The organism is Janibacter alkaliphilus (assembly GCF_013408565.1).
GTDB classification, from domain to species: domain Bacteria; phylum Actinomycetota; class Actinomycetes; order Actinomycetales; family Dermatophilaceae; genus Janibacter; species Janibacter alkaliphilus.
Genome location: NZ_JACBZX010000001.1, coordinates 1,803,471 through 1,827,241, shown reverse-complemented (window position 1 = coordinate 1,827,241; position 23,771 = coordinate 1,803,471). Strand labels below are relative to the sequence as shown.

At 73.3% G+C, this 23,771-nt stretch carries 27 protein-coding genes; 8 read left to right on the top strand and 19 right to left on the bottom strand.

The annotated features are described in order from the left end of the window. Nucleotides 1-3: 3 nt before the first annotated feature. The 4 genes from BJY28_RS08940 to BJY28_RS08925 all read right to left on the bottom strand — a co-directional run bounded on the left by BJY28_RS08940 (nucleotide 4) and on the right by BJY28_RS08925 (nucleotide 3,808). Complete coding sequence (locus tag BJY28_RS08940) at nucleotides 4-897, bottom strand: L,D-transpeptidase family protein (protein WP_246313380.1); 894 nt, start codon at nucleotides 895-897, stop codon at nucleotides 4-6. 124 nt (nucleotides 898-1,021) lie between these two features. Further along, nucleotides 1,022-1,726, bottom strand: a complete 705-nt coding sequence (locus BJY28_RS08935) for a L,D-transpeptidase family protein (RefSeq protein WP_179462699.1) — start codon at nucleotides 1,724-1,726, stop codon at nucleotides 1,022-1,024. A gap of 123 nt (nucleotides 1,727-1,849) precedes the next feature. After that, a complete protein-coding gene (locus BJY28_RS08930) occupies nucleotides 1,850-2,728 on the bottom strand; it encodes an HpcH/HpaI aldolase/citrate lyase family protein (RefSeq protein ID WP_343037033.1) in 879 nt (292 codons plus the stop codon). Nucleotides 2,729-2,731: 3 nt separating this feature from the next. Beyond that, nucleotides 2,732-3,808 carry an HpcH/HpaI aldolase/citrate lyase family protein gene (locus BJY28_RS08925; protein ID WP_179462698.1) on the bottom strand — a complete coding sequence of 359 codons (1,077 nt, stop codon included), beginning with the start codon at nucleotides 3,806-3,808 and terminating at the stop codon, nucleotides 2,732-2,734. 117 nt (nucleotides 3,809-3,925) lie between these two features. On the opposite strand from BJY28_RS08925, the gene BJY28_RS08920 reads away from it, so the two are divergent. The 4 genes from BJY28_RS08920 (at nucleotide 3,926) to BJY28_RS08905 (ending at nucleotide 7,632) form a co-directional block, all read left to right on the top strand. Then, nucleotides 3,926-4,501 (top strand): hypothetical protein, encoded by a 576-nt coding sequence (locus BJY28_RS08920; protein ID WP_179462697.1) that lies wholly within the window; start codon nucleotides 3,926-3,928, stop codon nucleotides 4,499-4,501. A 128-nt stretch (nucleotides 4,502-4,629) separates the two neighbouring features. Then, the gene (locus tag BJY28_RS08915) at nucleotides 4,630-5,907 is read left to right on the top strand and encodes a magnesium transporter MgtE N-terminal domain-containing protein (RefSeq protein ID WP_179462696.1); all 1,278 of its coding nucleotides are present in this window, start codon (nucleotides 4,630-4,632) and stop codon (nucleotides 5,905-5,907) included. Further along, nucleotides 5,900-6,451, top strand: coding sequence for a DUF1003 domain-containing protein (locus tag BJY28_RS08910; RefSeq protein ID WP_179462695.1), 552 nt, complete (start codon nucleotides 5,900-5,902; stop codon nucleotides 6,449-6,451). Before BJY28_RS08915 ends, BJY28_RS08910 begins: the two co-directional genes overlap by 8 nt. Before the next feature lie 35 nt (nucleotides 6,452-6,486). Next, a complete protein-coding gene (locus BJY28_RS08905; protein WP_179462694.1) occupies nucleotides 6,487-7,632 on the top strand; it encodes an Mrp/NBP35 family ATP-binding protein in 1,146 nt (381 codons plus the stop codon). Between the two features lie 57 nt (nucleotides 7,633-7,689). Here BJY28_RS08905 and BJY28_RS08900 read toward each other — a convergent pair whose 3' ends face one another. The 3 genes from BJY28_RS08900 to sigE are packed head-to-tail and all read right to left on the bottom strand — an operon-like array spanning nucleotide 7,690 to nucleotide 10,020. Then, on the bottom strand, nucleotides 7,690-8,100 hold the full coding sequence (locus tag BJY28_RS08900; protein WP_179462693.1) for a twin-arginine translocase TatA/TatE family subunit: 411 nt from the start codon (nucleotides 8,098-8,100) through the stop codon (nucleotides 7,690-7,692). Beyond that, the gene (locus BJY28_RS08895; protein ID WP_218875260.1) at nucleotides 8,100-9,335 is read right to left on the bottom strand and encodes a S1C family serine protease; all 1,236 of its coding nucleotides are present in this window, start codon (nucleotides 9,333-9,335) and stop codon (nucleotides 8,100-8,102) included. Before BJY28_RS08895 ends, BJY28_RS08900 begins: the two co-directional genes overlap by 1 nt. Nucleotides 9,336-9,390: 55 nt before the next feature. After that, nucleotides 9,391-10,020, bottom strand: a complete 630-nt coding sequence (gene sigE, locus BJY28_RS08890; RefSeq protein WP_343037032.1) for an RNA polymerase sigma factor SigE — start codon at nucleotides 10,018-10,020, stop codon at nucleotides 9,391-9,393. 76 nt (nucleotides 10,021-10,096) lie between these two features. On the opposite strand from sigE, the gene BJY28_RS08885 reads away from it, so the two are divergent. Continuing rightward, nucleotides 10,097-10,729 carry an O-methyltransferase gene (locus tag BJY28_RS08885; RefSeq protein WP_179462691.1) on the top strand — a complete coding sequence of 211 codons (633 nt, stop codon included), beginning with the start codon at nucleotides 10,097-10,099 and terminating at the stop codon, nucleotides 10,727-10,729. Between the two features lie 12 nt (nucleotides 10,730-10,741). On the opposite strand, the gene BJY28_RS08880 is transcribed toward BJY28_RS08885, so the two are convergent. The 9 genes from BJY28_RS08880 to BJY28_RS08840 form a co-directional block, all read right to left on the bottom strand. Continuing rightward, on the bottom strand, nucleotides 10,742-11,116 hold the full coding sequence (locus BJY28_RS08880; protein ID WP_179462690.1) for a hypothetical protein: 375 nt from the start codon (nucleotides 11,114-11,116) through the stop codon (nucleotides 10,742-10,744). Beyond that, entirely contained in the window at nucleotides 11,113-12,579 is a 1,467-nt protein-coding gene (locus tag BJY28_RS16860; RefSeq protein ID WP_218875258.1) for a M17 family metallopeptidase, read from the bottom strand. The genes BJY28_RS08880 and BJY28_RS16860 overlap by 4 nt, the downstream gene beginning before the upstream one ends. Before the next feature lie 93 nt (nucleotides 12,580-12,672). Continuing rightward, nucleotides 12,673-12,846: a DUF3117 domain-containing protein gene (locus BJY28_RS08870; protein WP_179462689.1), complete on the bottom strand. Its 174-nt coding sequence runs from the start codon at nucleotides 12,844-12,846 to the stop codon at nucleotides 12,673-12,675. A gap of 114 nt (nucleotides 12,847-12,960) precedes the next feature. Beyond that, complete coding sequence (locus BJY28_RS08865) at nucleotides 12,961-14,250, bottom strand: hypothetical protein (RefSeq protein ID WP_343037031.1); 1,290 nt, start codon at nucleotides 14,248-14,250, stop codon at nucleotides 12,961-12,963. Further along, nucleotides 14,247-14,744 carry an SRPBCC family protein gene (locus BJY28_RS08860; protein WP_179462688.1) on the bottom strand — a complete coding sequence of 166 codons (498 nt, stop codon included), beginning with the start codon at nucleotides 14,742-14,744 and terminating at the stop codon, nucleotides 14,247-14,249. Before BJY28_RS08860 ends, BJY28_RS08865 begins: the two co-directional genes overlap by 4 nt. After that, nucleotides 14,741-15,145, bottom strand: coding sequence for a DivIVA domain-containing protein (locus BJY28_RS08855; protein ID WP_343037030.1), 405 nt, complete (start codon nucleotides 15,143-15,145; stop codon nucleotides 14,741-14,743). Before BJY28_RS08855 ends, BJY28_RS08860 begins: the two co-directional genes overlap by 4 nt. 4 nt (nucleotides 15,146-15,149) lie before the next feature. Continuing rightward, on the bottom strand, nucleotides 15,150-15,917 hold the full coding sequence (locus BJY28_RS08850; protein ID WP_425485704.1) for an LOG family protein: 768 nt from the start codon (nucleotides 15,915-15,917) through the stop codon (nucleotides 15,150-15,152). Nucleotides 15,918-15,926: 9 nt separating this feature from the next. Further along, nucleotides 15,927-17,009 (bottom strand): succinyl-diaminopimelate desuccinylase, encoded by a 1,083-nt coding sequence (dapE, locus tag BJY28_RS08845; protein ID WP_179462687.1) that lies wholly within the window; start codon nucleotides 17,007-17,009, stop codon nucleotides 15,927-15,929. A 94-nt stretch (nucleotides 17,010-17,103) separates the two neighbouring features. Next, nucleotides 17,104-17,553, bottom strand: coding sequence for a hypothetical protein (locus BJY28_RS08840; protein ID WP_179462686.1), 450 nt, complete (start codon nucleotides 17,551-17,553; stop codon nucleotides 17,104-17,106). A gap of 142 nt (nucleotides 17,554-17,695) precedes the next feature. Between BJY28_RS08840 and dapD the strand changes: the two genes are divergently transcribed. After that, a complete protein-coding gene (gene dapD / locus BJY28_RS08835; protein ID WP_179462685.1) occupies nucleotides 17,696-18,625 on the top strand; it encodes a 2,3,4,5-tetrahydropyridine-2,6-dicarboxylate N-succinyltransferase in 930 nt (309 codons plus the stop codon). Between the two features lie 6 nt (nucleotides 18,626-18,631). Beyond that, on the top strand, nucleotides 18,632-19,552 hold the full coding sequence (locus BJY28_RS08830; protein ID WP_343037029.1) for a hypothetical protein: 921 nt from the start codon (nucleotides 18,632-18,634) through the stop codon (nucleotides 19,550-19,552). A gap of 163 nt (nucleotides 19,553-19,715) precedes the next feature. On the opposite strand, the gene BJY28_RS08825 is transcribed toward BJY28_RS08830, so the two are convergent. The 3 genes from BJY28_RS08825 to fdxA all read right to left on the bottom strand — a co-directional run bounded on the left by BJY28_RS08825 (nucleotide 19,716) and on the right by fdxA (nucleotide 22,658). After that, nucleotides 19,716-20,999, bottom strand: a complete 1,284-nt coding sequence (locus BJY28_RS08825; protein ID WP_179462684.1) for a citrate synthase — start codon at nucleotides 20,997-20,999, stop codon at nucleotides 19,716-19,718. 136 nt (nucleotides 21,000-21,135) lie between these two features. Beyond that, the gene (gene dapC / locus BJY28_RS08820; protein WP_343037028.1) at nucleotides 21,136-22,287 is read right to left on the bottom strand and encodes a succinyldiaminopimelate transaminase; all 1,152 of its coding nucleotides are present in this window, start codon (nucleotides 22,285-22,287) and stop codon (nucleotides 21,136-21,138) included. 44 nt (nucleotides 22,288-22,331) lie between these two features. Continuing rightward, nucleotides 22,332-22,658 (bottom strand): ferredoxin, encoded by a 327-nt coding sequence (gene fdxA, locus BJY28_RS08815; protein ID WP_179462683.1) that lies wholly within the window; start codon nucleotides 22,656-22,658, stop codon nucleotides 22,332-22,334. 21 nt (nucleotides 22,659-22,679) lie between these two features. Here fdxA and BJY28_RS08810 point away from each other — a divergent pair, with 21 nt between their 5' ends. Then, nucleotides 22,680-23,729: a GNAT family N-acetyltransferase gene (locus BJY28_RS08810; protein ID WP_179462682.1), complete on the top strand. Its 1,050-nt coding sequence runs from the start codon at nucleotides 22,680-22,682 to the stop codon at nucleotides 23,727-23,729. The last annotated feature ends 42 nt before the right edge of the window (nucleotides 23,730-23,771 follow it).

Sequence of the window (23,771 nt, the reverse complement as noted above, 5' to 3'; positions counted from 1 at the left end):
CCGTCAGTGGACGACGACGGTGCCGCCCATCGGCAGGTGGTCCTGCGCCCAGAGCATGTCCATGGCGGCGTTGCTCACCCGGGCGCAGCCGTGCGAGGCCGGGTAGCCGGGGATCGATGGGGCGCCGTGGACGGCGATGCCCTGGTTGAAGTAGCGCGGCCGGTAGAGGCTGCCGAGCGGGCCGGTGTGCACGCCGTCGTAGACCCGGTCCACGGCGAAGGTGCCCGGCGGGGTGACCGCGGCCCGGGTGTAGCCGTCGCTGGTGAAGTACTCGTTGGAGCCGGTGCTGGTGTTGAGCACGAGCACCCGCTCGCCGTCGGCGACAACCTGCAGCACCTGCCGGTCCAGGTCGATCTCGACCCGGTCGGCCGGCCCGCCCTGCAGCGGGGGCAGCGTCCCCTCGGCCAGCGCCTCGAGGGTGGCCTCGCCGGCGACGCCGTCCCGGTCCAGGCCCGCGGACTTCTGCAGGGCCAGCACCGCCTGGGCGGTCGAGTGGCCGTAGGTGCCGTCGGCGGTGCCGAGCCAGTAGCCGAGGTCGGAGAGCTGGCGCTGCAGATCGCGGACCTCGGGGCCGGAGTCGCCGGGCTGCAGCGGCTCGTCGGCGGTGCCGGCACCCTCGGCGCTGGCACCGTCCTGACCAGCGGCGGTCTCGGTGCCCTCGCCCTCGGCGGTGTCCTCCGCACCCGTGCCGCTGCGGTCGCTGCCAGCGGTGCTGGCGCTCCCGCTGCTGCTCGTGCTGCTGCTCCCGCTGCCGGTCGCGCTCGTGCTCCCGGCGCTGCTGTGCGTCGGTGACTGCGCCGCCAGCTCGTCGGCCTGCAGGCTGCATCCCACGACCCCGGCCGCCAGCGCGGCACACACCACCATCCCGGCGGCTGCCCGCCGTCGTCCCCTGCTCATCGTCCTGCTCCCCTGCTCACGGCGCTCGTGCACCGCTGGTGTCCTGGTACGAGACGCGCGCCCTCGGCCCTGCGCGTCCTGGTCGGTGGATCCGGCCCCGGTCGGCCCGGATCCTCGTCACGCCTCAGTAGACGTACACGCTACGCCCCATCGGGGCACGCCCCTTCCACCACACCCAGTTGATCGCCTTGTTGCTCATCCGGGCGCAGCCGTGCGAGGCGGGGTAGCCCGGGATCGAGGGCGCCCCGTGGATGGCGATGCCTCCGTTGAAGTACTTCGGCCGCCACAGCCGCCCCAGCGGGGCGTGCCGCATGCCGTTGACCTCACGGAAGAAGCGGTACCGCCCGCGCGGGGTGACGGCGGTGAGGTAGCGGCCGGACTGCGAGGACCAGTAGCGCTCGCCGTTGCCGGTGCTGGTGTTGAAGATCCACTTCCCCCAGCCGTAGCTGGCGTCGATGATGATCTGCCGGTCCAGGTCGATCTCCCAGTAGGAGGCGGTGCGCGGGCGCGGGGTGATCGGGTCGTAGATGGCGCTCCAGGTGCTCGGCCCGACGATCCCGTCACGGCTGAGGCCGTGCACCTTCTGCAGCGCCATGACGGCCTGCTGGGTGGTGTCGTCGTAGACCCCGTTGGTGTAGCGCAGCCAGTAGTTGGCGCTCTTCAGCCGGCGCTGGACGTTCTGCACCCACCAGCCGCGGTCACCCTCATTGAGCAGGCGGGGCCGGGCGGCCCGGGCGTCCTCGCCCGCGGTCACCAGCAGCCCGCCCGCCAGGGTGGTCGCGGCGGCCCCTCGGACCAGGGTGCGTCGGTCGATGTCGATGGCGGTCATGGCGTCTCCCCCTTCGGCGGTGGACGACCGCGGCCCGGGTCGTCACACCCTCAGACGCCGCAGCCGCCTCCGCGGTTGCCTGTCGTTGGGGAGGAATCTATGGCCTGGCACCGACAGCGTCGGTCACCCTCGCGCAACGATCGCCTCGTGGGTCGCCAGGACCCGCTCGGCGATGTCGACGTGCAGCTGCTCCACCAGGCGCCCCTGGTAGGTCACGACGCCGCTGCCGGCACCGTCCTGCCAGGCCTGCAGGACCCCTCGGGCGTCCTCGACGGCGGCCTCGTCCGGGGCGAAGGTGGCGTTGCACGCCTCGACCTGGCCCGGGTGGATGAGGGTCTTGCCGTCGAAGCCCATGTCCCGGCCCTGGACGCACTCGGCGGCGAAGCCCTCGGCGTCCTTGACGTCGTTGTAGACCCCGTCGAGCACGGCGATCCCGGCCTCACGGCCGGCCAGCAGTGCCAGCTGCAGGCTGGTCAGCAGCGGCTCGCGGCCCGGGACGTGCTGCGCCTGCAGCTCCTTGACCAGGTCGTTCGTGCCCAGCACGAAGGCCTCCAGCCGCGGCGAGGCCTGGGCGATCTCCCGCGCCGAGAAGATCGCCGCGGGGGTCTCGACCATCGCCCACAGCCGGGTTCGCTCCGGTGCGCCGGCGGCCTCCATCGCCGCGACCAGGGAGCGCACCTCGTCGGCGCTGCCCACCTTCGGCACGACGATCCCGGCCGGACCGGCCTTCGCCGCGGCGGCGAGGTCCTCCTCGTGCCACCGGGTGCCGATCCCGTTGACCCGGATGGTCAGCTCCTTGTCCCCGTACTTGCCGGAGGTCACGGCGGCGCAGGCGGCCTCACGGGCGGCCGGCTTGTCGTCGGGAGCGACCGCGTCCTCGAGGTCGAGGATGAGGGCGTCGACGGCGATGGTCTTGGCCTTCTCCAGCGCCCGGGCGTTGCTGCTGGGCATGTAGAGGACCGAGCGGCGGGGGGTGTAGCTGGTCTCGGGGCTGGCGCTCACGGCTCAGGCCTCCTTCTGCGCGTAGAGCTCGGCGAGCTCGGGGTCGGTGGCGGCGAGGCGGTCGGCGAGCTCGAGGATGACCAGGCACTGCTTGAGGCTGGCGTCGTCCTCCATCTTCCCGTCGAGCATGACCGCGCCGGTGCCGTCGCCCATCGCCTCCTTGACCCGGCGGGCGTGGGCGACGTCCTCGGCGGTGGGGCTGAAGACCCGCTTGGCGATGTCCACCTGCACCGGGTGCAGCGTCCAGGTGCCCACGCAGCCGAGGAGGAAGGCGTTGCGGAACTGGTCCTCGCAGGCGACGGTGTCCTTGATGTCGCCGAAGGGGCCGTAGTACGGGAAGATCCCGTGCATCGCGCAGGCGTCGACCATCCGGGCGATCGTGTAGTGCCACAGGTCCTGCTGGAAGTGCGGGCGCTCGCCGGCGTAGTCGGGGGTGCCGTCGGCGCCGGCGACCGGGTCCTGGCGCACCAGGTAGCCGGGGTGCCCGCCGCCGACCCGGGTGGTCTTCATCCGGCGGTCCGCGGCCAGGTCGGCCGGGCCCAGGCTGATCCCCTGCATCCGCGGGCTGGCGCCGCAGATCTCCTCGACGTTGGCGACGCCGCGGGCGGTCTCGAGGATGGCGTGCACGAGGATCGGGCGCTCGATCCCCGCCTTCGCCTCGAGCTGGGCGAGCAGCCGGTCGACGTAGTGGATGTCCTCGGGGCCCTGGACCTTGGGGACCATGATGACGTCGAGGGTGTCGCCGATCTCGGTGACCAGCGTGGTGAGGTCGTCGAGCACCCAGGGGCTGTCGAGGGCGTTCACCCGGGTCCACAGCTGGGTGTGCTCGCCGAAGTCGGTGTCCCGCCCGATCCGGACCAGGCCCTCGCGGGCGGCCTCCTTCGACTCCGCCTTGACCGCGTCCTCGAGGTTGCCGAGGAGGACGTCGACGGTGCCGACCATGTCCGGGACCTTGGCGGCCATCTTCGGGTTGCTCGGGTCGAAGAAGTGGATCATCCGGGCCGGTCGGGCCGGGACCTCGTGGACCGGGGCGGGGGCTCCGACGGCGAGCGGGGCGAAGAAGTCCTTGGCGGGGCGCATGGCGAGGTGGCGTCCTTCCGACGGGATGGGTGGGCTCGCGCCGAACGTATCAGCGCCGCGGGCCGGTCGGCCTGTGAGCAAGCCCACTCGCCGCCCCGCGCAGGGCAGGATGGCGGGGTGAGCCCCGACGTGAACGTCTCCGCCCTCACCGAGAAGGCCCTGAGCACCTCCGGCGTGCTGTGGGTCGGCGCGAGCGGGCACGAGCGGGCCACCTGGTTCGCCACCGGCCCCGCCGACGGCCCGCTGGCCGGGCAGGTGCTGCTCGTCTCCGGGGGGATCGAGCCGGACCTGGGCGAGCTGGCCGAGGGCACCCGGCTGGTGCTGCGCAGCAAGGGCGACGGCGGTCGGCTGCTCACCCTGCGTGTGCAGGCACGCCGGCTCGACCCCGGCGACCCCGGCGAATCCGGCGACCCCGGCGACTCCGAGTGGCAGGTGACGGCCGACGCCCTTCGCGCGGAGCGGCTGAACGCCCCCACGGACGTGGTGGCGACCTGGCGGGCCGGGAGCACGCTCTGGGCGCTGCTCCCCTTCGGCACCCCGGAGCAGGCGCCCGGGACGCCCGGGCCGGACCCGCAGGGACGCGTCGGCGGTCCGGTGGGAGCGTCCGACGCAACGACCCCGGTCCGGCGCCCGTGGCACCTGGGCGGTCGCGGCCGCCGCCGACCGGTGCGTGGCGGTAGGCCACCGACATGACGAAGGGGGCCGACGCGCAAGGGTGCGGAGAACCTCTCGGTTCCCGGATAAGGCTTCCCCGGGGAGCGAGCGATTATCGGGTAACCCGATAAAGGCTCCGGGTGGGCGGCGGCACTAACCTGTCCCCCGTGAGTGCGCCCGCCCGTTTCTACGTCGCGCGCCTGGCCAGCCTCAACGTCTTCGACCCGCTCGGTGACCAGGTGGGTCGGGTGCGGGACGTCGTCGTCGTCTTCTCCAGCACCCGGCGGCGGCCGCGGGCGATCGGTCTGGTCGTCGAGGTCCCCGGCCGGCGGCGGGTCTTCGTGCCGATGACCCGGGTCACCTCCGTCGAGGGCGGGCAGGTGATCACCACCGGGCTGGTGAACATGCGCCGCTTCGAGCAGCGGGCCAACGAGACCCTCGTGCTGGCCGAGCTCATCGAGCGCCAGGTCACGGTCAACACCGACGACGGGCCGGTCGAGGCGACCGTCGAGGACATCGGCATCGAGCAGCAGGCCAACCGCAACTGGGACGTCAACCGGGTCTTCGTCCGCGCCGGGCGCAAGCACACCCGGGGCCTGCTCACCCGCCGTCGCGGCGAGACCTTCACGGTGCCGCTGGAGGAGGTCACCGGCCTGTCCGGGCGGCGCACCCAGGTCGAGCAGTCCGCCGCCAAGCTGCTGGAGTCCTTCGAGGACCTCAAGGTCGCCGACCTCGCCGACGTCATCTCCGACCTCGCGCCCGAGCGCCGCTCCGACGTCGTCGCCGCCCTCGACGACGACCGGCTCGCCGACATCCTGCAGGAGCTCGGCGAGGACGACCAGGCCGAGATCATCGTCACCCTCAAGGGCTCCCGGGCCGCCGACGTGCTCGAGGCGATGGAGCCCGACGACGCCGCCGACCTGCTCTCCGCGCTGCCGCCCGAGCGCGCCGAGAGCCTGCTGCAGCTGATGCAGCCCGACGACGCGGCGCCGCTGCGCCGGCTGCTGACCTACGAGGAGGACACCGCCGGCGGGCTGATGACCACCGAGCCGGTCGTCGTCGGCCCCGAGGACACCGTCGCCGAGGCGCTGGCGATCGTGCGCCGCGAGGAGATCAGCGCCGCCGACGCGGCCGCGGTCTACGTCTGCCGCTCCCCGCTGGAGACCCCGACCGGCCGCTACCTCGGCATGGTCCACCTGCAGCGGCTGCTGCGCGAGCCGCCGCACCAGCCCGTCGGCAGCTACCTCGACACCGGCGTGGACCCGATCCTCGTCGACGCCCCGCTGGGTCAGGTCACCCGGCAGCTGGCCACCTACAACCTCATCTCGCTGCCGGTGGTCGACGAGCAGCGCCGGCTGCTCGGCGCGGTCACCGTCGACGACGTGCTCGACCACATCCTCCCCGACGACTGGCGCGACGAGCGGCACGAGGTGACCGATGTCTGAGCGTCACGTGCCCCGGGTCGACCAGCCCCGGGAGGTCCGGCGCCGCTGGGTGCGCCGGCCGTCGGTGATGAGCGTCGAGACCTTCGGGGTGCTCTCGGAGAAGTTCGCCCGCTTCATGGGCACCCCGAGCTTCCTCATCGGGATGTCGGTCTTCGTCGTCGCCTGGCTGGCGTGGAACACCTTCATGCCGGAGAGCGCCCAGTTCGACCCGCGCGCGCTGAACTACACCCTGCTGACGCTCATCCTCTCCCTGCAGGCCTCCTACGCCGCCCCGCTGATCCTGCTGGCCCAGAACCGCCAGGACGACCGTGACCGGGTGCAGGCCGAGCAGGACCGGGTCCAGGCCGAGCGGGCGCTGGCCGACACCGAGTACCTCACCCGCGAGGTGGCCGCGCTGCGGATCGCGCTGCGCGACTCGGCCACCCGTGACTTCGTGCGCAGCGAGCTGCGTCAGCTGCTGGAGGACATGGAGGAGAAGGGGTTGGAGGTGCGCCGGCGCGAGGACGGTGGCCAGGACCACGCCCCCGGCGGGCCCACCGGCTGACAGCACCGTCGCGGCGGCGACCTACGATGGAGGGCATGTCCGCTGCGCACCCCACGATCACCGACGACGCGCTCCGCCAGGCGCTGAGCACCGTCGTCGACCCCGAGATCCGCCGCCCGATCACCGAGCTCGGCATGGTCGGTGACGCCTCGGTGGACGCCGACGGCCACGCCCGGGTGACGATCCTGCTCACCGTCGCCGGCTGCCCGATGAAGGCCACGCTGACCGAGGACACCGAGAAGGCGCTGCACGGCGTCGAGGGGGTCACCGACGTCAGCGTCACCCTCGGGGTGATGGACGACGAGCAGCGCGCCCAGCTCAAGGAGCAGCTGCGCGGCGGCCAGGCCGAGCGGGAGGTCCCCTTCGCCAAGCCGGGCTCGCTGACCCGGGTCTACGCCGTCGCCAGCGGGAAGGGCGGGGTCGGCAAGTCCTCGATCACAGCCAACCTGGCCGCCGGGATGGCCGCCGAGGGGCTGAAGGTGGGCGTCGTCGACGCCGACATCTACGGCTTCTCCATCCCCCGGATGCTCGGCGTCACCCACCAGCCGACCCAGGTCGACGACATGATCCTGCCGCCGATCGCCTCCGAGGTGAAGGTGATCTCGATCGGCATGTTCGTCCCCGGCAACCAGCCGGTGGTCTGGCGCGGGCCGATGCTGCACCGGGCGCTGCAGCAGTTCCTCGCCGACGTCTTCTGGGGCGACCTGGACGTGCTGCTGCTCGACCTGCCGCCGGGCACCGGCGACATCGCCATCTCGGTGGCCCAGCTCATCCCGGGCAGCGAGATCCTCGTCGTCACCACTCCCCAGCAGGCTGCGGCCGAGGTGGCCGAGCGGGCCGGCTCGATCGCCGTGCAGACCCACCAGCGGGTGGTCGGGGTCATCGAGAACATGTCCTGGCTGGAGCTGCCCGACGGCAGCCGGCAGGAGATCTTCGGCGCCGGCGGCGGGCGCTCCGTCGCCGACAGCCTCTCCCGCACGATCGGCGCCGAGGTGCCGCTGCTGGGGCAGATCCCGCTCGACCCGAGCCTGCGCGAGGGCGCCGACCACGGCGACCCGGTGGTCACCGCCTCCCCGGACGGGCCGGCGGCGGTGGCGCTGCGCGGTATCGCCCGGTCGCTGGCGACCCGCAGCCGTGGGCTGGCCGGCCGCAGCCTGGGGCTGACCCCGAGCGGCCGCTGAGGCGCCCTCCTGCCCTGGGACCGCCTCCCTGGGACCGCGCCTCAGGCCGCCTCAGCCTCAGGTGGCCTCGGGGTCCCACGGGGTCGGACGGGGACCGTCGGACGTGCCGTCAGCCCCCGCCCCGCTCTCGACGAGCTCGTCGGCCGCGGTCGACCCGCTGCGCCGGTCCGAGCCGGCCGAGGACCGGCCGTCCTCGATGCTGAAGGCGTCCTCCAGCGGCTCCATCAACGCCTCGCGCACGATCTTGCGCGGGTCGTACTGGCGCGGGTCGTACTGCTTCCAGTTCAGCTCGTCGAACTCCGGCCCCATCTGCTCGCGCAGCTGCCCGCGGGCGTCGTAGGCCATCCGCCGCACGTTCATCACGAGGCGGGCGAGCTTGGCCGAGTACTCGGGCAGCTTGGTCGGGCCGAGGATGACGATGGCCAGCACGATGAGGAGGATGAACTCCCAGCCGGAGACGATGCCCACTACTGCTCCTGCGCCGGCTCGAGGGTCATGGTCAGCTCTTCCTCCTGGTCGCCGCGCTGCACGGTGAGGGTGACCTGGTCGCCCACCGCCTTCGCCCGGATGCGCACGATGAGCTGGTCGTGGCTGGTGATCCGCTGGCCGTCCATCTCGACGATGACGTCGCCGGGCTGCACGCCCGCCTTCGCCGCCGGCCCGTCCGGCAGCACCGCCTGGCCGCCGTCGGCGTCGCTGTCCTCGAGCACCCGGGCGCCCTCCTGGGACCACCGGGTGTCCAGGCTCACCCCGATCGCCGGGTGCTCGGCCTCGCCGTCGGCGATGAGCTGGTCGGCGGTGCGCGCGACCACGTCCGAGGGGATGGCGAAGCCCACGCCGATCGACCCGGAGGCCTGGCCGCCGGGCAGCTGGGCGATGGCCGAGTTGACCCCGACGACCTCCCCGGCGTCGTCGATGAGCGGGCCGCCGGAGTTGCCCGGGTTGATCGCCGCGTCGGTCTGGATCGCCGAGATGAAGGACTCCTCGCCCTCCTCGCCGGCGGTGACCGGGCGCTCGATCGCGGAGACGATCCCGGAGGTGACGCTCGAGGACAGCCCCAGCGGCGAGCCGACCGCGACCACCTCGTCGCCGACGACGACGTCCTTCGAGGCACCGACCGGCAGCGGCGGCAGGTCGGCCCCCTCGACCTTGATGACGGCCAGGTCGTAGGAGACGTCACGGCCGACGAGCTCGGCGTCGTAGCGGTCGCCGGCGTCGGTCTGGATGGCGATGTCGTCGCCCCCGTCGGCGACCACATGGTTGTTGGTGACGATGTGCCCCTGGTCGTCGTAGACCCAGCCGGTGCCGGTGCCGCCGCTCGCGGCGCTGCCCCCGACCCGGATGGTGACCACGCTGGGCACGGTCTGGGCGGCGATGTCGGTGATGGCTCCCTCGGCGCGCGCGGGCTCGTCGTCGCTGCCGGCGAGCAGCGCCCCGCCGAGACCGCCAAGCGTGCCGGAGCACAGCGCAGCCACCATGGCGATGGCCACGACCGCGATCCACCCAGGTCCGCGCCGGCCGCCCGGCTGCGGCTGACCGGCCCCGCCCTGCGGGGGCGGCGTCTGCGCGTCGCGGTAGAAGGGGGGCAGCGGCTGGGTGGGGTGCGGCGCCGGCCGTCCCGGCCCTGCGGGCGCGCCCGTGCCCTGGGGCGGCCCGGCGGGTCCGGGGCCGCCCTGGTGCGGGGGCTCGTAGGGAGAGCTCATGCCCCGATTCTGCCGTGTCGCGGCGACGGCGTGCGGCCGTCCCCGGCGATCCGCGTCACAGCAGCCCCGTGACCGGGCGGGCCACCGGGAAGCCGGAGGCGCGGCCACGGCGACGGGCAGGCGGCTCGGCGGAGGGGGTCGGGGCCCGGTGGCTCAGGCTCTCCCGCAGCTGGGCCCGGCCCCGGTGGATGCGCGAGCGCACCGTGCCGAGCTTGATGCCGAGCACCTCGGCCACCTCCTCGTAGCTGAGGCCCTCGATGTCGCACAGCACCACGGCGGCGCGGAACTGCGGCGGCAGCGCGTCCAGCGCCCGCTGCACGTCCTCGTCGAGGTGGGTGGCGTCGAAGACCTGCTCCGGGCCCGGCTGGGCGGCGTGCAGCCGCGCGGACAGCTCGTCGGTCAGGGCGTCGAAGCGCAGGCGCTGCTTGCGCCGGGCCCGGTCGAGGAAGAGGTTGGTGGTGATCCGGTGCAGCCACCCCTCGAAGGTGCCGGGGGTGTAGCCGTCGAGGGAGCGGAAGACCCGGACGAAGACGTCGTGGGTGAGGTCCTCGGCGTCGTGCGGGTCACCGGTGAGCCGGTAGGCCAGCCGGTACACCCGCGCCGAGTGCTCGCTGACCACCTGCTCCCAGGTCGGGGGCACCCAGTCCGCGGCGGCGGAGGGGTCCGGGGTCGTCGAGCTGCTCACCCGTCCATGGTGCGCGACCAACCTGGGCGCAGCCTGTGACCGGGCCCGGCGCCCGCCCGGACTAGTCTTGCCCTCCATGAGCGCCAGCCGTATCGCCTCGATCACCTACGCCGAGGGCTTCGTCGCCGAGGAGCCCGCCACGGAGCAGGCGCGGCTGCGCGGGGCAGAGCTCGGGGCCGCGCCGATCGGCACCGGTGGCGGGTCGACGCTGCGCCTGCTGGCCGCCGCCGTCGGTGCCCGGCACGTCGTGGAGATCGGCGCGGGCGGCGGCTCCTCCGGCCTGTGGCTGCTCGGGGGCATGCCCGCGGACGGGGTGCTGACCACCATCGAGATCGAGCCGGAGCACGCGCGGGCCGCCCGGCAGGCCTACACCGCCGCCGGGGTGCCGGCGCAGCGGACCAGGGTCATCACCGGTGCCGCCGTGGACGTGCTGCCCCGGATGAACGACGCCTCCTACGACCTGGTGCACGTGGACGCCGACAAGGCCGGCTACCCGGACTACGTCGAGCACGCGATCCGGCTGCTGCGCCCGGGCGGGCTGCTGGCCATGGACAACATGCTCTGGCACGACAAGGTCGCCGACCCGGCCAGCCGGGACGAGACGACCGTGCTGCTGCGCGACCTCGGCAAGCAGATCCGGGACGACGAGCGGCTGGTCAGCGCGCTGCTGCCGGTCGGCGACGGGCTGCTCACCGCCGTCAAGCGCTGACCCGCGACGGCCTCAGACCCGCTGCGGCGCGCCGTCGGTCCCCGGGCCGGGGCCGCGGCGGAACTGCGCCGGCCCCTCGGCGACGGCGACCACCTCGAAGGTCTCGATGTGCGTCGGGGCGGACCCGATGATCTCGCTGCCGGGGGCGGTGGCCGCGCCCGGACGGAAGCCCTCGAGGAAGGCGTCCCGGTCCCGGGCCTCGCCGAAGACGTAGGTCCCCTCGAACCACTCCCCGGCCCGCATCCGCCACGTCTTGAAGGCGAGCCCGTCGAGGAACATGAAGTTCGCCATCGACGTGCCGACGACGTACTCGCGCAGCTGCTCCTCCACCCCGTCGGGGGCGTCGGCCAGCGACCACCTCACGGACATCCCGTATCCGGCGTTCATGTCAGGTCCTCCAGCCAGGTGAGCAGTGCCCGGGCACCGTAGCCGGTCGCGCCCTCGCTGAGCAGCCCGGTGTCATCATCCGACCGCCCGGGGCCGGCGATGTCCAGGTGCGCCCAGCGCCGGTCCCCGACGAACTCGGCGAGGAAGAGGGCCGCGGTGATCGCCCCGGCCTGCCCGGGGGCGTTGTCCAGGTCGGCCACCGCGCTGTCCAGCATCGGCCGGTAGGCGTGGTGCAGCGGCAGCCTCCAGAAGGGCTCCCCGGTGCGCTCGCCGGCGGCGAGCAGCCCGGCGGCGAGCTCGTCGTCGTCGCTGAAGAGGGCGGCCATGCTGCGGGCCAGGGCCACCCGGGCGGCCCCGGTCAGGGTGGCGACGTCGACGACCAGGTCCGGGTCGAGGTGGATGTCGGCGTGGGCCAGCGCGTCGGCGAGCACCAGCCGGCCCTCGGCGTCGGTGTTGGTGATCTCCACCGTGCGCCGCCCGCCGTAGGGGGTGATGACGTCGTCGGGGCGGTAGGAGGCGCCGCCGATCGCGTTCTCGGCGAGCGGCAGCAGCGCGGTCACCCGCAGCGGCAGCCCGAGCGCGGCGGCGGCGTCGATCACCGCCAGCACGACCGCCGAGCCGGACATGTCGGTGCGCATGGCCAGCATCCCGGCGGCCGGCTTGACGTTGACCCCGCCGGTGTCGAAGGTGATCCCCTTGCCGACGAGGACCACGTGCGGTGCACCGCCCTTCGCCCCGTCCGGCCGGTACGCGAGCTGCACCAGCCGCGGCGGGCTAACCGAGCCCCCGCCGACGGCGACGAGCCCGCCGTAGCCGCGCTCGGCGAGCGCGTCCTCCTCGAGGACGGTCATGTCCAGGCCGCGGCGCTCGGCCACCGCACGGGCCCGCTCGACCATCCACTGCGGATCCTTGACGTTGGAGGGGGCGTTGGCCAGGTTGCGGGCGAGCAGACCGGCCCGGACAGCCGTGGCGACCTGCGACAGATCCTCGGCCGCGGCGCCCACGACGACCGTGCGCCCGGCTGGCCGTGCCCCGGGCACCGGCCCGGAGGCTCGCCGCGCGACCGGCTGGTGCCCGCCCAGCAGCAGCCCTTCCAGCAGCGGCCGCAGGTCGTCGCCGGCGACCGCCACGACCACCTGACCGAGGCCGGTCCCGGCCCGTCCGATGCGGGCGCCGAGGGTACGCAGCGCGGTCGCGGTGGGGGTCGGCGCGGCCGCACTGACCAGCACCGGCCGCTCGCCGTCGGCGCGGCCGATCACCACCAGCTCGTCCGGGTCCTCGGGCCAGCGGACGTGCTCGGTGCCGGCGACGCGCAGGCCGGCGGCGGCCAGCTCCTCGACCCGCTCGCGGTCGACGACGAGCAGGTCCACGGCCGGCTCGGGCAGCTCGGCGAGCGCCTCCCCGAGGGTGGCCGCGGCGCGCAGGTCGGTGGTCGGGGGGCTCAGCAGGTCGTCGTCCGGCACGCGCTCGACCCTAGCCGCCGGACATGCCCCGGGGCACGACGCGGCCCCCGGAGCGATCGCTCCGGGGGCCGCGTGCGTGCGGGAGGACTGGCGTCAGGACAGGCCCTCGCAGCTGTCGATCGCCTCGCCGAGCGACTTGACCTCGTCGGGGGTCATCTCGACGACCAGGCGGCCGCCACCCTCCAGGGGCATCCGCAGCACGATGCCGCGGCCCTCCTTGACGACCTCGAGGGGCCCGTCTCCCGTGCGCGGCTTCATGGCAGCCATGACTCGTGTTCCCTTCATCACTGGATGACCTCGGCGACCTCGCCGACGTCGACGCGGTGCGCCAGTTGTCAGGCCCCCATTATCCCTCGCGAGGTGCGTCGCCGCTAATCCGGCTCACGGTGGGGTGACGTGCCAGGGCACGTAGGGCAGCAGACCGCACGACCAGGCGAAGATGCCGCCGATGCACACGAGCACGACGACCACCGCGCGGCGGCGCCAGTGCCGCACCACCTGCTGGCCGGTCGAGGTGCGCATGGTCACCGAGGCCACCAGCGCGGCCAGCGGCACGTCGAGCAGCAGGAAGCGCCACATGCTCGTGATCGGGCGGACCACGGCGAAGAGGTAGAGCGGGTAGGCAACCGCCCACATCCGCACCTCCAGCGGGATCCACCGGCCGTGGCGGCCGAGGACCAGCGCCAGGTAGGTGGCGACCAGCCCGACCATGACGATGACGCCCATCCAGCCGCGCTCGGTGAAGGCCCAGTTGAACCACAGCACGAAGGGGCCCTCGTCGGGGCGCTGCCCCCAGGCGGCCTGCACCTGGAAGAAGGCGTCCGGCAGGCCGGAGAGGTAGCCGACGGTCAGCGGCCAGGCGACCCCGGAGATGCCGGTGGCCAGGACCAGGGCGGCGATCTTGGCGCGGTCGTGGGCGAAGACCGGGACGCCGGCGGCCCGGTCGTCGCGCCAGCGCACCGCCAGGTGGGCCAGCACGGCCAGTCCGAGCGGCGCGGCGACCCCGCGGGAGAAGCCGATGAGCAGCACCACGACCGTCGCCCAGAGGTACTGCTGGCGCATGAGCAGCAGCAGCGCCCCGGTGATGAGCAGCGCCGCCAGCGCCTCGGTGTAGGGCAGCAGCATCACCCCGGTCGCCGGGTAGAAGCACCACAGGGCGGCGGCGACGAAGGCGAGCCGGTCGCGGGCCGGCTGCGAGGCGGCGTGGCCGGGGTGGCTGAGCACCTTCCAGACGAGGATGGTGGCGCCGGCGCCGAGCAGGACGTTGAGCAGGACCGCCGAGGCGGTGAAGTCGAGGCCGGTGAGCATCACCAGGCGCACCAGCCCGGGGAAGAGCGGGAAGAACGCCCACGAGCTGTAGGTGATGTCGCCGGTGCGGGGGTTGGCCGGCAGCGGGATCGGGTAGCCGTCGGTGACGATCTGGTGGTACCAGTCGCTGTCCCAGAGCAGGAACATGTCGGCCAGCCCGGGCTCGAGGTGACCGACACCCGCCGGGTTCTGGTAGTAGCGGGCGGCCACCCAGATGGCCAGCAGGGCGATCAGCCGGCTGATGGCGTAGATGACCAGCAGCGAGCGGACCGGGCGGTGCAGGCACCGCTGGAAGACGGTGTGCCGTCCGTCGCTGGAGAGCAGCTCGCGCACCGTCGTGCGCGGGCGGTCGGCGACGGTCACCCGGGGACCGGTCCGTCGGCGCGCTGCTCGGCGCGGGCGACCACGTCCGCGACCATCCGGCGCAGCAACTCGCGGGTGGACCGGTCCTGCAGCGGGCCGGGGGTCAGCGCGGCCAGCGGCGCAGCCCGTGGACCGACCTCCTCGCGCCACACGAGCAGGCTGCCGTCGCCGTCGCGGCCGTCGCTGCCCTCGTCATCGGGGCGCACCTCGATCTCGGCCCACCCGGCGAGCAGCCGCCCGGTCTTGAGGATCCGCACCCGCCCCGGCGACCCGTCGCTCGGCGGGGTCAGGCCGGTGACGACCATCTCGTCGTCGAGGTGCAGCGGGCCCAGGCTGGTGCGCGCGGTGAAGGACCAGCCCAGCCGGACCGGCCCGGGGTCGCCGGTGCCCGTGGTCAGCGGCACCTGCTCGGTGGTCGCCGGGAGGTCCATGAGCACCTCCCAGAGGACCGCCACTGGGGCGGTGCAGCGGGCCCGCTCCTCGACGGCGGTCATCGCGGGCCGTCGGGGTCGGCGGGGGCGGGCCGCTCGGCCGGCGCGGTCGGCTCGTCGGGCGCGGGTCGCTCGGCGGGCACGGACCGGTCCAGCACGAGCTCGTCGGTGCTGGCCGGTGCGGCTTTGCCCTCGGACGCCGCCGGGGCGCCGCCCTCGAGCTCGGCGATCCGCGCCTGCAGCAGGTCGAGGACGTCGTCGACCTGGTCCATCCGGTAGCCGCGCAGCGCGGTGTCGAAGCGGACCTCGTCGATGTCGGCCACGGCGAAGCCCGGGCTGAGCCCCGGGTCCGGGGTGCTGGCACGGGCCTCGGCCATCGGGTCGCCGACCAGCCGCCCGGTGATCAGCGCGGCGGTGACCGCGCAGACGAGCACCGCGACGACGATGAAGAGGACCCAGACCACCGGCTCAGCCCTCCGGGTCGCCGACGGCGCGGGCGGAGGCGGAGCGGACGTAGGCCACGGCCTCGTCGACGTCGTCGGTGAGGTAGAGCCGGTCGATGTCCTCCGGCGAGACCATGCCGTCGCCGAGCGCGCTCTCACGGAGCCAGTCCAGCAGCCCGCCCCAGTAGTCGCGGCCGACGAGCACCACCGGGAAGGAGGTGACCTTGCCGGTCTGCGCGAGGGTCAGGGCCTCGAAGAGCTCGTCCAGGGTGCCGAAGCCCCCCGGCAGCACGATGAAGCCCATCGCGTACTTGACGAACATCGTCTTCCGGGCGAAGAAGTAGCGGAAGTTCACCCCGAGGTCCACGTAGGGGTTGAGCCCGGCCTCGAAGGGGAGCTCGATGCCCAGACCGACGGAGGTGCCGCCGGCCTCCTTCGCGCCCTTGTTGGCGGCCTCCATCGCGCCGGGCCCGCCTCCAGTGATCACGGCGTAGCCCTCGCGGACGAGGGCCTCCCCCAGGCGCACCCCTTCGTCGTACCACCGGGTGCCGGCGCCGAGCCGGGCGCTGCCGAAGACGGTGATCGCCGGGCCCAGCTCGGCGAGCGCGCCGAAGCCCTCGACGAACTCGGCCTGGATGCGCAGCACCCGCCACGGGTCGGTGTGCACCCAGTCGGCGGTGCCGGAGGTATCCAGCAGCCGCTGGTCGGTGGTCGAGCGCGGCACCTGCGCGCCACGCATGAGCACCGGGCCCTTGTGGTAGCTGCGCTCCGGCGGCTGGCTCTGCTGGCTCACGGGGCCAACCTACGCGAGCCAGCGCAGCACGGCGGCCTCCGCGGCTCGCAGCTGCGCCGTCGGGGTGTGCTCGTCGGCCTGGTGGGCCAGCCCCGGGTCGCCCGGGCCGAAGTTGATCGCCGGGACGCCGAGCGCGGAGAAGCGGGCGACGTCGGTCCACCCCTCCTTGGGGCCGACCGGGACGCCCAGGGCGGCGACGAAGGCCTGCGCCGCCGGGCGGTCCAGGCCGGGGCGGGCGCCCTCGGCGAGGTCGGTGACGGTGAGCTCGTAGCCGTCGAAGACGTCCTGGACGTGGGCGAGCGCCTGCTCGCCGCTCTTGTCCGGGGCGAAGCGGTAGTTGACGGTGACGACGCACTCGTCGGGGACGACGTTGCCGGCGATGCCGCCGCGGATGCCGACCGCCTGCAGCGCCTCGTGGTAGGTCAGGCCGTCGACCTCGACCTCCTGCTGGATGTGGTCGCGCAGCCGCTGCAGCACGTCGGCCGCGTCGTGGATGGCGTTGTGCCCGCGCCAGGGCCGGGCCGAGTGGGCGGCGGTGCCGGTGGTGCGGACCTCGACCCGCAGGGTGCCCTTGCAGCCCCCTTCGACCTCGGCGCGGGTGCCCTCGAAGAGGATCGCCAGGTCGGCCTCGCGCAGCACCTCGGGGTCGCGCTCGCCGAGCGCCTTGAGGCCGTTGTAGCGCTCCTCGATCTCCTCGGCCTCGTAGAAGAGGAAGGTGAGGTCGCGGCTCGGCTCGGGGACGTTCGCGGCGACCTTGAGCTGGACGGCGACGCCGCCCTTCATGTCCACCGTCCCGCGGCCCCAGAGCACCTCCTCGCCGTCGCGCTCCTCGAGGCGGGTGGGCAGGTTCGGCGGGTCGGTCAGCGGCACGGTGTCCAGGTGCCCGGCGAGCACGACCCGCTCGTCGCGCCCGAGGTCGGTGCGGGCGACGATGGTGTGCCCGGTGCGGCTGACGCTCAGGTGCGGCAGCGCCCGCAGCGCGGCCTCGACGGCGTCGGCGATCCGCCCTTCGTCACGGCTGACCGACTCGATGTCGCAGAGCTGCCGGGTGAGCGTGACGATGTCCGCGCCGAGGTCGAGCTGGTCTGTCATGCCCGCCACCGTACAAAAGGTCGGCGACAGCCCTTCTGATCGCGCGCTCGACGCCGTCCGCCACCGAAGGCTGCTGCTGGTCTGGACCGATGCCTCAGGAGGGGACGAAGGGCCACCCGTGACGCCGCTCGCCCAGTCGGCGTGACCACACCGCGAAGTCCGGAGCCTCAGCAGCAGCAAGCTCCGCAGCCAGGCGCCCTGCGTCGTCCAGGTCGACGAAGGCGGCCGCACCGATCGGATCGGTCATCTCCCGCGGACCGTCTGCCATGCGATCCTCCGCCCACCCAGACATCACGACGTGCACCACCTCCGGCGGGGTGCTGCCGATCTCGTACCCCTGGAGCGGGTGGTGCTCCCACGACGTGTACGCGTCCGGCATCCTGCTCGCCAGCTCGTGGTAGATGGCCAGGGCCTCAGCCTCCGACGCAACAACCGCCACCAGGGGTTCGACGGAGTCGTCGCCAGGCCCCGACCTCACGTAGACGAGCCGTACCGAGCAGTCGTTCTCGAGCGAACCATCGTCATCGAGGGCAGTGTCATCCACCACAGGCCAGCGTTGCCTTCATGCCTCGTCCTCCATTCACGAGCCTTCGCGACGGAGAGGAATCTAGCGCGCGCCGTCGCCGAACCGATGCTCCGGACGGGTGAGTTGGGAGGCACCACGCTCCGTTGCCTACCATTCGGGCATGACTGAGACCCGCGCAGCCTGGGGCCACGGCCTCGCCACGCTCACCGCCGACGGGACGGTGCTGGACACCTGGTACCCGAGCCCGACGCTGGGTCACGCCCCCGAGGGCGTGAGCGCCCCGGCCGAGCTCGACGCGCTCGTCGGCGAGGACGCCGCGCGCGGGGTGCGCACCGAGGTGGTCACCGTGAGCATCGACCTCGACGCGGCGCCGGCGGGCGGCAGCGACGCCTACCTGCGGCTGCACCTGCTCAGCCACCGGCTGGTCGCGCCGAACACGATCAACCTCGACGGCCTCTTCGGTCAGCTGACCAACGTCGTGTGGACCAACCACGGGCCGTGCGCGGTGGAGGGCTTCGAGCTCACCCGGGCCCAGCTGCGGGCACGCGGCCACGTCACCGTCTACTCGGTCGACAAGTTCCCGCGGATGGTCGACTACGTGACCCCGGCGGGCATCCGGATCGGCGACGCCGACCGGGTCCGGCTCGGCGCCCACCTGTCCGAGGGCACCACCGTGATGCACGAGGGCTTCGTCAACTTCAACGCCGGCACCCTCGGCGCCTCGATGGTCGAAGGGCGGATCAGCCAGGGTGTCGTCGCCGGTGACGGCTCCGACATCGGCGGCGGCGCCTCGACGATGGGCACCCTCTCCGGCGGCGGCACCGAGCGGGTCGCCATCGGTCGGCGCTGCCTGGTCGGCGCCGAGGCCGGGGTCGGCATCGCCCTGGGCGACGACTGCGTCGTCGAGGCCGGGCTCTACCTCACCGCCGGCACCAAGGTCACCCTGCCCGACGGCGGCGTCGTCAAGGCGCGCGAGCTCTCCGGGCGGGACGGGCTCCTCTTCATCCGGAACTCGGTCTCCGGCGCCGTCGAGGCCCGCGACCGCACCGGCGACGGCATCGCGCTGAACGAGGCCCTGCACGCCAACTGATCCCCCGTGACCACCCCTGAGCGACCCCGGCGCCCGCGCCGCGGGGAGGACCCCGAGCACCCGCCCGAGATGCCCGACACCGGCACCTCGCGGCTCGTCGTGCTCGTCGCCGTCCTCTGCGTGATCGCCGTCGTGGCGGCCGGGGTCTGGTACGCCCGGGACCGGATCGGGCTCTTCTTCGGGGAGAGCTGCGAGGCCACCGCCGCCGGGGAGACGGTCACCTTCGACCCGGTGCAGGTGAACCACGCCTCGACGATCGTCCAGCTCGGGGTGCGGCGCGGGCTGCCCGCCCGGGGCGGGAGCATCGCGGTGGCCACGGCGATCCAGGAGTCCAAGCTGCGCAACCTCACCTACGGCGACCGGGACTCGGTGGGGCTCTTCCAGCAGCGCCCGAGCCAGGGCTGGGGCACCGAGGCCGAGCTGCTCGACCCGATCTACGCGACCACCGCCTTCTACGACGCCCTGGTGCAGGTCGAGGGCTGGGAGGAGATGCGGATCACCGAGATCGCCCAGGAGGTGCAGCGCAGCGCCTACCCCGAGGCGTACGCCGACCACGAGCAGGAAGGGCGCACCCTCGCCTCGGTCATCGCCGGCCACTCCCCCGCGGCGATCGGCTGCCGGCTGGACGACCCCGACGCGCCAGGGCGGCCGGAGACGCTGATCTCGGCGATCGACGAGCAGACCGGCCTGACCGCGAGCCAGGAGAACCTCGGCAGCGGCATCACGGTGGTCGTCGACGCGCCGGACGCGGACCGAGCCTGGGGGGTCGGTGCCTGGGCGGTGGCTCAGGCGGGCGCCCGGCAGATCACCGCGGTCCAGGTGGGCGGCCAGGAGTGGCGGCGTGGCGGCGGCAACGACGCGCTGGAGTGGCACGACTCGGACACGCCGGTGGACGGCACCCGGGTGGTCATCACCCTCAACGACTGACCTCCCTTCGCCCCGGGAAGGTCACTCGCTCGACCGGCTCGCCAGCAGGTCGCGGCACGCGGAATGTCGAGAACCTCTCGGTCCCCGGAGAAGCCTTCCCACGAGAACGAGCCTTTATCGGGTTACCCGATAAAGGCTCGTTCGGTGCGTGAGAAGGGGTGGGTCAGCGCTTGCCGATCTCCACGTAGTCGCGCTCGGTGGCGCCGGTGTAGATCTGGCGCGGGCGACCGATCTTCGTCTCCTTGTCCTCGATCATCTCGCGCCACTGGGCGATCCAGCCCGGGAGGCGACCGATGGCGAAGAGCACGGTGAACATCTTCGGCTCGAAGCCCATCGCGGTGTAGATGAGGCCGGTGTAGAAGTCGACGTTCGGGTAGAGGTTGCGCTCGACGAAGTAGTCGTCGGCGAGGGCGACCTCCTCGAGCTTCATGGCGATGTCCATGAGCTCGCTGCTGCCGGACTTCTCCAGGACGGTGTGCGCGGTGTCCTTGACGATGGCGGCGCGCGGGTCGTAGCTCTTGTAGACCCGGTGGCCGAAGCCCATCAGCCGGACGCCGTCCTCCTTGTTCTTCACCTTCTTCATGAAGGTCTCGGCGCCGTCGTCGGAGGCCTTGATCTGCTCGAGCATCTCCAGCACCGCCTGGTTGGCGCCGCCGTGCAGCGGGCCGGAGAGCGCGTGGATGCCGGCCGAGACCGAGTTGAAGAGGTTGGCGTGCGCGGAGCCGACGAGCCGCACCGTCGAGGTGGAGCAGTTCTGCTCGTGGTCGGCGTGCAGGATGAAGAGCTGGTCGAGCGCGCGGACGATGTCCGGGTCCAGCTCGTAGGGCTCGGCCGGGAAGCCGAAGGTCATCCGGAGGAAGTTCTCGGTGAGGGTGAGGCTGTTGTCCGGGTAGAGGAAGGGCTGGCCGACGCTCTTCTTGTGCGCGTAGGCGGCGATCGTCGGCAGCTTCGCCAGCAGCCGGATCGTGCTGATCTCGACCTGCTCGGCGTCGAAGGGGTCCAGGCTGTCCTGGTAGAAGGTGCCCAGCGCGGATACCGCGGAGGAGAGCACCGGCATGGGGTGGGCGTCCCGGGGGAAGCCGTTGAAGAACGCCTTGAGGTCCTCGTGCAGCATCGTGTGCCGCTTGATCCGCTCCTCGAACTCGCCGAGCTGGTCGGCGGTCGGCAGCTCGCCGTAGATGAGCAGGTAGGCGACCTCGACGAAGGTCGACTGCCCGGCCAGCTGGTCGATCGGGTAGCCGCGGTAGCGCAGGATCCCGGCACCACCGTCGATGTAGGTGATGTCCGAGCGGCAGACGGCGGTGTTGACGAAGCCGGTGTCGAAGGTGACGTTGCCGGTCTCCTTCAGCAGCGAGGAGATGTCGTAGCCGTCGTTGCCCTCGCTGGCCTCGACCACGTCGAAGGTCAGGTCCTTGCCTCCGGCGGAGAAGGTCGCGTCAGCGCTCATGTCGTTCCCCGTTCATGTTGTACGGATGGGCGCGGCACGGCGTCGTGGGCCGGCGCGCCGGTCACTTGTGACGCTACCCCAGCCGTGGCGCTGATGACCATGTGGGGTCGCCTCGTGGACGGGGCGTCCCGGCCAGTCAGCGGCCCAGCCGCGCGGCAGCGGCGGCGATCCGCTCGTCGGTCGCGGTCAGCGCGATCCGCACGTGCTGCGCGCCGGCGGTGCCGTAGAAGTCGCCAGGGGCGACGAGGATCCCGCGCTCGGCCAGCCGGTCCACGGTCACCCGGCTGGGCTCGTCCGCGCTGGCCCAGAGGTAGAGGCCGGCCCGGGAGTGGTCGACCCGCAGCCCGGCGGCCGCGACCGCCGGCTCGAGCACGCCCCGACGGGCCCGGTAGCGCGCCTTCTGCTCCGCGACGTGCCCCCCGTCGCCCAGGGCGGCGAGCATCGCCCGCTGCACCGGCCACGGCACGATCATCCCGGCGTGCTTGCGCACCTCGAGCAGCCCGGCCACCAGGCGCGGGTCACCGGCGAGGAAGGCGGCCCGGTAGCCGGCGAGGTTGGACTGCTTGGACAGCGAGTAGGCCACCAGCAGCCCGGTGTGGTCGCCGCCGCACACCCGCGGGTCGAGCAGGCTGGGCGTGCTCACCGCGTCCGGCCCGTCGCCGTCGGCGGCCCGCTCCTCGACGGTGCGCCAGTCCAGCTCGGCGTAGCACTCGTCGGAGGCGACGACCACCCCGCGCTCGCGGGCCCAGTCGACGACCTTGCGCAGGTGCTCGACCCCGAGGACCTGCCCGGTGGGGTTGCTCGGGGTGTTCAGCCACAGCAGCCGCGGCGCGGCCGGGCCGAAGGCGGTGGTGGCGTCCGCCGGCGTCGGGGTCGCCCCGGCGAGGCGGGCCCCGACGTCGTAGGTGGGGTAGGCCACCCGGGGGAAGCCGACGACGTCGCCGGGACCGAGGCCCAGGAGGGTGGGCAGCCAGGCGACGAGCTCCTTGGAGCCGATCGTCGGCAGCACCCCGTCCGGGTCCACGCCCGGCGCGGAGCGGCGCCGGGCGAACCAGTCGGCGACGGCCTCGCGCAGGTCAGGGGTCCCCCAGGTCTGCGGATAGCCGGGGGCGTCGGCGGCGGCCGAGAGCGCGTCGGTGACGACCTGCGGGGTGGGATCGACCGGGGTGCCGACGGACAGGTCGACGATCCCCTCCCCTTCGTCCGGGGTGGCGCCGGTGAAGGCGCGGGCACGCTCCTTCGCCGGGAGCAGCGAGTCCCAGGGGAAGTCGGGCAGCGAGGAGATCACGGCCGCCCCCGTTCAGGCGGCCGCGGGGCGGGTGGCGCCCAGGGTCACTCGTCGTGCTCCTGCGGCGGCAGCACGGAGATCACCGGGTGGTCCTTCTTGATCATGCCCATCTTCGCGGCGCCGCCGGGGCTGCCGAGGTCGTCGAAGAACTCGACGTTGGCCTTGTAGTAGTCGGCCCACTCCTCCGGCACGTCGTCCTCGTAGTAGATCGCCTCGACGGGGCAGACCGGCTCGCAGGCACCGCAGTCGACGCACTCGTCGGGGTGGATGTAGAGGCTGCGCTCACCCTCGTAGATGCAGTCGACCGGGCACTCCTCGATGCAGGCCTTGTCCTTCAGGTCCACACAAGGCTGCGCGATCACGTACGTCATGCGATCAATAGTATGCGGCGGATGAGCGACGCGAAGGTGAGGTTCGCCTTAGGGACGAGGATGGCGGTGCGCGCCCGGATCGTCCCGCCACCGGAGCACGGGCCGCGGCTGACCGACACCGTCGGCGAGGTGGTCGCGGTCGACGAGGCGAGCGTCACCCTGGAGTCGCGGCGCGGTCCGGTGGTCCTCTCACGGAGCGAGATCGTCGCGGCGAAGGTGGTGCCGCCGCGGCCGGTCCGCCGCGGCGCCCCGCACCGCGCGGTCGGGGTCGCCGACCTGCACCGGGTGATGACCGAGGGCAACCCGCCGCTGGAGCGTGCCTGGATCGGCGACCCCGGGCGGGGCTGGCTGCTGCGCGCGGCCGGCGGCTACACCGGGAGGGCGAACTCGCTGCTGCCCCTCGGGGACCCCGGGGTGCCGCTGCCAGAAGCGGTGGAGATGGCCGCGGGGTGGCACCGGGAACGCGGGCTGCGGCCGCTGGTCATGCTGCCCGGGCCACCGGGATCCGCCGAGGTCGCCGTCGCGGCGGACCCGCTGGGGGCCGAGCTGCTGAGACGGGGGTACACCCCCTTCGGCCCGCCGGTGCTGGTGCTCACCGGGGAGAGCGCCGAGGTGGCCGGCACCGAGGTGACCGGCGCCGAGGTGGCCGGTGCTGCTCCTGCCGAGACCACAGGGCCAGGTCAGGTCGTGGTGCGCGAGCAGCCCACGGAGGGATGGTGGGCGGCCTGCGGGCCGGCGGTGGCCGCGCACGGCGACGTCGCGCGGCGGGTCGTCACCGGCCCTGCCGACCAGCGCTTCCTGTCGGTGGAGGACGGCCCGGAGGTGCTCGGCGTGGTCCGGGTGCCGGTCAACGACGGCTGGGCCGGGATCTTCGGGCTGAGCGTGCCGATGCCGCACCGGCGTCTGGGGATCGGGCGGCGGCTGTCGGTGGCGGCGGCGCGCGTGGCCCACGAGGCGGGCGTCCGCTCGCTCTACCTGCAGGTCGAGAGCACCAACGAGGCGGCACTGACCCTCTACCGCGACCTCGGCCTGCGCCCCCACCACGCCTACCAGTACCTGCGCCTGCCCTGAGCGTTTATCGGGTTACCCGATAAACGCTCGCATGCGGGGGAA

Bases quoted from the DNA above. Each gene is read 5' to 3' on its own strand.
- BJY28_RS08910 (WP_179462695.1), top strand. From the start codon at position 5,900: ATGTCTGAGCGTCACGTGCCCCGGGTCGACCAGCCCCGGGAGGTCCGG.
- BJY28_RS08825 (WP_179462684.1), bottom strand. From the start codon at position 20,999: ATGAGCGCTGACGCGACCTTCTCCGCCGGAGGCAAGGACCTGACCTTC.
- dapE (WP_179462687.1), bottom strand. From the start codon at position 17,009: ATGACAGACCAGCTCGACCTCGGCGCGGACATCGTCACGCTCACCCGG.
- BJY28_RS08870 (WP_179462689.1), bottom strand. From the start codon at position 12,846: ATGGCTGCCATGAAGCCGCGCACGGGAGACGGGCCCCTCGAGGTCGTC.
- dapD (WP_179462685.1), top strand. From the start codon at position 17,696: ATGACTGAGACCCGCGCAGCCTGGGGCCACGGCCTCGCCACGCTCACC.
- fdxA (WP_179462683.1), bottom strand. From the start codon at position 22,658: ATGACGTACGTGATCGCGCAGCCTTGTGTGGACCTGAAGGACAAGGCC.
- BJY28_RS08895 (WP_218875260.1), bottom strand. From the start codon at position 9,335: ATGAGCTCTCCCTACGAGCCCCCGCACCAGGGCGGCCCCGGACCCGCC.
- BJY28_RS08885 (WP_179462691.1), top strand. From the start codon at position 10,097: ATGAGCGCCAGCCGTATCGCCTCGATCACCTACGCCGAGGGCTTCGTC.
- BJY28_RS08940 (WP_246313380.1), bottom strand. From the start codon at position 897: ATGAGCAGGGGACGACGGCGGGCAGCCGCCGGGATGGTGGTGTGTGCC.
- BJY28_RS08880 (WP_179462690.1), bottom strand. From the start codon at position 11,116: ATGAACGCCGGATACGGGATGTCCGTGAGGTGGTCGCTGGCCGACGCC.
- BJY28_RS08905 (WP_179462694.1), top strand. From the start codon at position 6,487: ATGTCCGCTGCGCACCCCACGATCACCGACGACGCGCTCCGCCAGGCG.
- BJY28_RS08935 (WP_179462699.1), bottom strand. From the start codon at position 1,726: ATGACCGCCATCGACATCGACCGACGCACCCTGGTCCGAGGGGCCGCC.
- BJY28_RS08860 (WP_179462688.1), bottom strand. From the start codon at position 14,744: ATGACCGCCGTCGAGGAGCGGGCCCGCTGCACCGCCCCAGTGGCGGTC.
- BJY28_RS08925 (WP_179462698.1), bottom strand. From the start codon at position 3,808: ATGCGCCCCGCCAAGGACTTCTTCGCCCCGCTCGCCGTCGGAGCCCCC.
- BJY28_RS08810 (WP_179462682.1), top strand. From the start codon at position 22,680: ATGAGCGACGCGAAGGTGAGGTTCGCCTTAGGGACGAGGATGGCGGTG.